The 6,233-nt window shown below is 46.3% G+C and carries 6 protein-coding genes; all 6 read right to left on the bottom strand.

Features of this window, described 5'->3' with window-relative positions; translation table 11 throughout:
• Window positions 1-451: 451 nt before the first annotated feature.
• Window positions 452-1,720 carry a type II toxin-antitoxin system HipA family toxin gene (locus tag B5D63_RS11880; protein ID WP_078669022.1) on the bottom strand — a complete coding sequence of 423 codons (1,269 nt, stop codon included), beginning with the start codon at window positions 1,718-1,720 and terminating at the stop codon, window positions 452-454.
• Window positions 1,717-2,082: a helix-turn-helix domain-containing protein gene (locus B5D63_RS11875; protein WP_078669021.1), complete on the bottom strand. Its 366-nt coding sequence runs from the start codon at window positions 2,080-2,082 to the stop codon at window positions 1,717-1,719. The genes B5D63_RS11880 and B5D63_RS11875 overlap by 4 nt, the downstream gene beginning before the upstream one ends.
• A 570-nt stretch (window positions 2,083-2,652) precedes the next feature.
• Complete coding sequence (locus B5D63_RS11870; RefSeq protein ID WP_078669020.1) at window positions 2,653-3,441, bottom strand: SDR family oxidoreductase; 789 nt, start codon at window positions 3,439-3,441, stop codon at window positions 2,653-2,655.
• Between the two features lie 9 nt (window positions 3,442-3,450).
• Entirely contained in the window at window positions 3,451-4,065 is a 615-nt protein-coding gene (locus B5D63_RS11865; RefSeq protein WP_078670289.1) for a 3-keto-disaccharide hydrolase, read from the bottom strand.
• A 132-nt stretch (window positions 4,066-4,197) separates the two neighbouring features.
• Window positions 4,198-5,763, bottom strand: coding sequence for a ribonuclease Y (gene rny / locus B5D63_RS11860; protein ID WP_078669019.1), 1,566 nt, complete (start codon window positions 5,761-5,763; stop codon window positions 4,198-4,200).
• Between the two features lie 172 nt (window positions 5,764-5,935).
• On the bottom strand, window positions 5,936-6,229 hold the full coding sequence (locus B5D63_RS11855) for a cell division protein ZapA (RefSeq protein ID WP_078669018.1): 294 nt from the start codon (window positions 6,227-6,229) through the stop codon (window positions 5,936-5,938).
• Window positions 6,230-6,233: the final 4 nt, after the last annotated feature.

Below are 6,233 nucleotides of genomic sequence, written 5' to 3'. Positions count from 1 at the left end.
GATGAGGATGAGGATGAGGATGAGGATGAGGATGAGGATGAGGATGAGGATGAGGATGAGGATGAGGATGAGGATGAGGATGAGGATGAAAGTGCAACTGACGAAGATACAGAGAAAAAAGACTAATATAACAGCCTGCTTTTTCGCAGGCTTTTCGAGAGGTCGGCTTTCGCAGGCTTTTTTATGCGCTTCGCGATGTCCAATGTCTTTTTTGTCAAAATGTCATATGATTGGGTAGTGTCTGTATTCGCGTTTTTCGAAAAAATGGACATTGTTTGATGATTTTCGACATTTCTATCGGGAGGTTGGGTTTCAGGAACACCCTATTGTTTTTTTTTCTGTCATTCAGACATCGATGGATGCTTCATTGGTTTACGGCTTAGGCAGCGGTATCGAAACTCCTTTTCAGGCGAAACCGGCAAAGCACCCGTATCAACTCCCTTTGGGATAATCATTTTTTTGCGCTAAGGTCAAAGGCGCTTTCCATGTATTCGATGTCTCCTCTGGAAATACCCATTGTCTCCGCTACTTGTTGCCAAGTACTGACAGATTGAATTATTTCATCCATTAAGGTTTTGGCTTCTTGGTTACTTAATCTGAAAGCGCTTGCTTCTTGTAACGCCAAGTCTAAACTTAGAATACCGCTATCCTCAGAAATATTTAGCTTTAGATGCTCAGAATATAATACTGGATTAATATCATAAGCAGGAGATAAAACCCAACCCCCTGATGTTAACAAAAAACCATGATTACGTAAATGATCATCAGTATTGGAGACACAAATGTTAAAAACCATTCTTTTCCAGAGTTCTTTCATGTTTTCATTTGGATTCGCCCCGGACTTCATGATGAACTCGGCAATATGTTGGTAAGAAATGCCGTCGTTTCCATCTGCACCATCAGTCAATCCTAATAACGTCATTGCAGAGGCAAAATGTATTCTCCCCTCCTCTGTACGGTCAAAGCGTTTTGTAAGATAGGTATGATGCCGTGCTGTGTATTGCTCAGCCCTCCCGACTGCTATATTTATACCAGCACCATTTGCCAGCTGCATTACTACAGCCTCCCAAATTCCAATATCATACTCATCAAACCGGCTGGGGAATTTTGCAATCCATAAATGCCCATTGGTGTCAGTTATACTTGCTTTGGGCCTAGCTCCCCCAAGAGAGGTACCAGGAGCCAATAATATTCTCATCCATTCTCCAAATCTTGGATTTTCGCGGGCATTGTCTTGCTCTATTTCTAGACTTGCAGCCTCTAATGTTCGAATATTATGTATTGGAGGTGCGGCACGTTCAAAACTACTGTCCAAAAATGGACCATCCGGATCTAACTTAAAGCGTATTCCGCCCATTCTTGGGAAGTCTGCTACTCCGAGCAAATAATCACTTTCAAAAAGCTTTTTAGGCGCTCGTTTCTCCAATCTGGCATTATAACTTTCCTTTCTTTCCATTAGAACCCTGCCCCATCTGTCGGGTGCAGAATCAGTAAAAATACCAAAGCTAGACTTTTCTTCTCTTGTGAATTGGGGGCCATTATACAATCCCAAATCAGGATCAAGACTTAAAGCCGGTCCTTCTTTCAACCATTGTTCATCATAGGTAAAAGAAAATATATCGCCTTCTCGCCCAACATCCGCCCTCAATTGTCCCATAAGACGTGGCCCATTGATGCCAATCCAGTCTGCATACACCCATATATTCTTTGCAGCTCTCATGACTTTTTCATTCTATTAGGCTTCATTATCCCGCTCTTCATACCAGAAGCTTTTCTAGCGGGCGCCAATTTAGCATGTAAATACTTTGCGTCCTCTAACTTTCTACCCAATAAATCATCTGAAGCCACTTTATTAATGTCTTTCTCAAGTCCTAATACAAAAAGTACTTGCATATAAGATCCAATCGCTACCCCTGGGTCACCTCTTTCAATATTCCATAAAGTAGATCGGGCAATACCAGACCTCTCGGCTACTTGTTCTGCTGTAAGCTTCCTGCGCTTTCTTGCTAAACGCAGATTCTGGCCTAGCTCTTCAAGTAACTTCGCATTAGTAGGCAATAATATGACTTTCTTGGAATTCAATTTTGTTTGATATTTTAAACAAAATTAATACTTTTGATTGAAATAGCAAACAATTATTCGCTTTCGAATGTTGATTAACATCATTTGAAAAAGTTATGCATTCGAATGGTCTTAGTCTGAATAAAAAAAATTAATGATTGATATTTCAGACATATTTAATTAAAATGTTTGAAATATCGAACAAATAATTTAATCCCTATTTAGCCACTTCTGCCTGCGTATCAACACCTTTTCCTGCGTAGTAAAATAACCTGGGAAGGTACAAGGAGCGATGTACCAACAGTAACAAGCGTTTGAACGAGCCATGCACGCTTCGTCGATATGAACTTTTTTAGGGGAGGCAAAATGTCATATCTATTGGACGGTAACTGCATTTAGTAAAAGGCGGTTTTTAACAAATAACGCATTTTTGATGATTTTTGACATTTTTAGCTCGGTGATCTTCCTCGTTGACCTGTGAAAGTCATTTGTTTACTGTCAATCCGGCGTATTGCCGATAGTCGCCTTGATTCCTGGGATGGTTGCTTTACTAAATGCAATCTTTACTTTGGGGGCGTACCTGGCGCGATATCAATTCCCTTTCCGGGCAACAAAATAAAACAACGGGGGAAAGAAGCGTTTGAACCATAGCAGGATCCGTTCTTCCCGGGCAATCAGTACCTGTTTTTTTCGTTTACGCATCCCTGTAATGATGCGGCGGGCGCATTTTTCCACCGGGATGCCATGTGCCTGGCCGGGGTCCATTTTGCCGAAGGGTGAGCCGTCGGCCGTGATGGCGGCGTAGGTGATGGGTGTGTGGATACGGCCGGGGCTAACGATCGTGGTATGTAACTGAGGGATGGGTTGCTCCGTTTGCAGGGTTTCAAAGTAGCCTTGCAGGGCGTGTTTGGCAGCGTTATAGCCGGAGCGCCAGGGATAGCCCATTAGTCCGGCCATACTGCTGATCACGACGATCTGGCCGTGCTGCTGCTGCTGAAAGTAAGGCAGCAGGGCTTTTGTGAGCATCATGGGACCGAAAAAGTTGACCTCCATCAGCTGCCGGATGGCGGATACCTGCGTGTCTATAAGCTTAGAGCGTTGGGTAACACCGGCATTGTTGATCAGCACGTCGATCCGGCCATGCAGTTGCCAGGCTTTTTGCGCGCCGGCTTCCACCTGTTCGGCGACGGTGATGTCCATGGTCAGGATATCGCAGAAAGGGGTGTGTTGCAGGCATTCCCGCTGTATGGTCTCCAATGTGTCTGTATGCCTGGCGGCGAGGACCAGCCGGGCTTTTTCCTGTGCTAACAAAAGCGCCAGCTGCCGGCCTATACCGGAGCTGGCGCCTGTAATAAAGATCACCTGGTCTTGGTAGGACATAAGGTTGTATTATCCCTTCAGGGGAACCAGTTTAATATTTTTCCATTTTACCTTGATACCGCCGCCGGAATGTATTTGCAGGGCAATCTGTCCGTCGATGGCGCCGATTTTTTCGTCTTTCAGGGTGATCATTTCATGGCCATTGAGCCAGGTCGTCACCTGATCGCCGTTTACCCGGATCTTCATGGTATTCCATTCGCCCATTTTCAGGTATTTTTCTTTTTCCGCTTCCGGTTTGATGAGCCATCCGCGGCCATAAGATTCATAGATACCGCCGGTATGCATGTTAGGAGGCGCTACTTCTGCCTGCCAGCCGGCAACTTTGGTGCCTTCGAGAGAGGAGTGGAAGAATACGCCGCTGTTACCGTCGGCTTCCTGTTTGAACTGAAGGGTGAGCTCGAAATTTTGATATTTATTATCCGTGGCAAGGTAGCCGTATTCTTTATCCGGACCGCTTTCGCAGATTAATTCACCTTTTTCTACATACCATTTTTCAGTACCGTGTATTTTCCAGCCGTCCAGGTTTTTACCATTGAACAGGGACTGGGCTTTCTGTGCAAAAGTGCTGCTGGTGCCGAGTACAAGGGCGGCGCCCAATACAAATTTTAAAAAAGACCGCTTCATATAGATCATTGGATTTTTGAGATGAGTATTATAAACGTGGTTCCGTTGTTCACCGGATAAAAAAAGTCCCCCGGTGTTGGCCGGAGGACTCCAATATAATATCAAAATTCCAGATATCTAAATGAGAAATGATTAACGGGCGATGTTCACTGCACGTTTTTCCCGGATAACCGTCACCTTGATCTGGCCGGGATATTGCATCTCAGTCTGGATCTTATTGGCGATTTCGAAGGACAGGCGGTCGGCATCGTTGTCGGACACCTTATCACTTTCCACAATGATACGCAGTTCCCTGCCGGCCTGGATAGCATAGGCTTTTTCCACACCGTCGTGAGCGAGGGCGAGGTTTTCCAGGTCTTTGATACGTTGCAGGTAGCTCTGCATGATTTCGCGGCGGGCGCCGGGACGGGCGCCACTGATGGCGTCACAGGCCTGAACGATCGGAGAAATCACGTATTGCATTTCCATTTCATCGTGGTGGGCGCCGATAGCGTTTACCACAGCGGCATGTTCGCCGTATTTTTCGGCCAGTTTGGCGCCGAGGAGGGCGTGGCTCAGTTCAGTTTCTTCGTCCGGTACTTTACCGATGTCGTGCAGCAGGCCGGCGCGTTTGGCCAGTTTGGGGTTGAGGCCCAGTTCGGCGGCCATTACGGCGCAGAGGTTCGCTGTTTCTTTGGAGTGCATCAGCAGGTTCTGACCGTAGGAGGAGCGGAAACGCATTTTACCTACGAGACGTACCAGTTCTTTATGCAGGCCATGGATACCCAGTTCTATCACGGTTCTTTCACCGATGTCCATTACCTGTTCTTCCAGTTGTTTCTTGGTTTTTTCTACCACTTCCTCGATACGGGCAGGGTGGATACGGCCGTCCTGTACCAGGCGTTGGAGAGACAGGCGGGCGATTTCACGGCGCAGCGGGTCGAAAGAGGAGAGTACGATGGCCTCAGGGGTGTCGTCCACGATGAGGTCAACGCCGGTAGCGGCCTCAATGGCGCGGATATTACGTCCTTCACGGCCGATGATCTGGCCTTTGATTTCGTCGCTTTCCAGGGTAAACACGGTAATGGTGTTTTCGATGGTCTGCTCCGCAGCAGTACGCTGGATGGACTGTATGATAATTTTCTTGGCTTCTTTGTTGGCTTTCAGCTTGGCATCTTCGATGATTTCCTGAATGTGGGACAGCGCCTGGCTGCGGGCTTCTTCTTTCAGGCTTTCCACCAGCTGGTGTTTGGCTTCTTCAGCCGTCAGGCCGGCTACTTTTTCCAGGCGGCGGATATGCTCTTCCTGGTGTTTTTCCAGTTCGGTGCGCTTGATCGTTACCAGTTCCATCTGGCGGTTCAGCGTTTCCTTGATGGCCTCGTTTTCGTTGATGTGCTTCTGGAGCTGCTCATTTTTCTGATTGAGGGACTGCTCTTTCTGTTTGATACGGTTTTCAGACTCCGCTATTTTCTGGTTGCGCTGGGTAACCTCTTTCTCATGCTCACTCTTCAAATGCAGGAATTTCTCTTTTGCTTCGAGTAACCTGTCCTTTTTAAGATTTTCAGCGCTTACCTGTGCATCTGCGACGATTTTTTTAGCCTGTTGTTCGGCGTCGTCAATTTTTTGCTGTGTGTTCTTGGCAAATATCACCTTACCTAGCACTATTCCTAAGATCAATGCCACTACTGCAGCTATTGTCGTATAAAGTGTAACATCCATATGAATTATTTATACTTGATTTATGTAGTATCCTCATACCCAAGTCACTGCTAAAACGCGACAGGGGCGAGAACTGACCCGCGAAAATACAAAAAAATAGCAGTAAAGCGTGTTTAATACGTGATAATTAGCGAATTAGCTAAGTCATTGTTTAACAATGGGTAAAGTGAATTTAACCCAATGCCTGGTTGATGATTTCTTCCAGCTTTTCCAGTTTCTCCTGCAGAAAGGGAGCAGTGACGGCCTGAGCCTTGCCGCCGCTGGTGCCCGGGTGGGTCGCGTACATAATGAGGGCCATAGCAATATAGTCCTGCTGGTCTTTACCAGCATAGGCAGTCTTAAAATCAACGATCTTCTCATTCACTTCCTTCATAATACGACGTACCTCTTCCTCCTCTTCCGGCCGTATTTTTATCCGGTAAGAGCGGTCAGATACAACGATATTGATGGGAATGAGTTGTTCCATATGT

Origin of the sequence: Chitinophaga eiseniae (genome assembly GCF_900167135.1) — a bacterium.
Taxonomy (GTDB): Bacteria; Bacteroidota; Bacteroidia; order Chitinophagales; family Chitinophagaceae; genus Chitinophaga; species Chitinophaga eiseniae.
The sequence above is the reverse complement of the archived record's forward strand: the minus strand, read 5'-3'. Positions and strand labels throughout refer to the sequence as shown.

What these genes read in the sequence shown, in the direction of transcription:
- B5D63_RS11855 (WP_078669018.1), bottom strand. Translation starts at nt 6,229, where the DNA reads ATGGAACAACTCATTCCCATCAATATCGTTGTATCTGACCGCTCTTAC.
- B5D63_RS11870 (WP_078669020.1), bottom strand. Translation starts at nt 3,441, where the DNA reads ATGTCCTACCAAGACCAGGTGATCTTTATTACAGGCGCCAGCTCCGGT.
- rny (WP_078669019.1), bottom strand. Translation starts at nt 5,763, where the DNA reads ATGGATGTTACACTTTATACGACAATAGCTGCAGTAGTGGCATTGATC.
- B5D63_RS11865 (WP_078670289.1), bottom strand. Translation starts at nt 4,065, where the DNA reads ATGAAGCGGTCTTTTTTAAAATTTGTATTGGGCGCCGCCCTTGTACTC.
- B5D63_RS11880 (WP_078669022.1), bottom strand. Translation starts at nt 1,720, where the DNA reads ATGAGAGCTGCAAAGAATATATGGGTGTATGCAGACTGGATTGGCATC.